Below are 521 nucleotides of genomic sequence, written 5' to 3'. Positions count from 1 at the left end.
AAGAATGATATGAACGCCTCCCACCCGTGAGCGGTGGAAGCGAAGAAGGAAGGTGGACCCTCACGGGCCGACGGCATCAAAGTGCCCAAGGTGGAAGATCATGCAGATCTTCACAGGCAAACCGGAGGGTCCGACATGAAATTTACGACAGTAGGTGTGGACATTGCAAAGAGCGTGATGCAGCTCCACTACATCGACGCGGAAACGGGCGAGATCGTGAACAAACCGGTCAAGCGTGTGGCGTTTCTCGAGCACTTTGCGAACCGGTCGCCGTGCCTGATCGGGATGGAAGCCTGCGGCGGCTCGCAGCACTGGGCGCGCAAGCTCACGGCGATGGGCCATCAGGTGAAGCTGATGCCAGGGAAGTTCGTGAAGGCATTCGTGATGGGCAACAAGAATGATGCAGCCGATGCGCGTGCGATCTGGATGGCGGTGCAGCAGCCGGGCAAATCGGTCGCGGTGAAGACGGAAACGCAGCAGGCGGTACTCGGACTGCACCGGATGCGAGAGCAGCTGGTGAA

At 59.3% G+C, this 521-nt stretch carries 1 protein-coding gene; it reads left to right on the top strand.

Annotation, left to right across the window (positions count from 1 at the left end; genetic code table 11):
- Positions 1 to 135: 135 nt before the first annotated feature.
- Positions 136 to 521 (top strand): IS110 family transposase (locus HV744_RS36745; RefSeq protein ID WP_175154110.1); only part of this gene is annotated, 386 nt, incomplete at its 3' end.

It is taken from the genome of Paraburkholderia ultramafica (genome assembly GCF_902859915.1).
Taxonomy (GTDB): Bacteria; Pseudomonadota; Gammaproteobacteria; order Burkholderiales; family Burkholderiaceae; genus Paraburkholderia; species Paraburkholderia ultramafica.
This window is presented reverse-complemented; position numbering and strand designations above follow the sequence as displayed.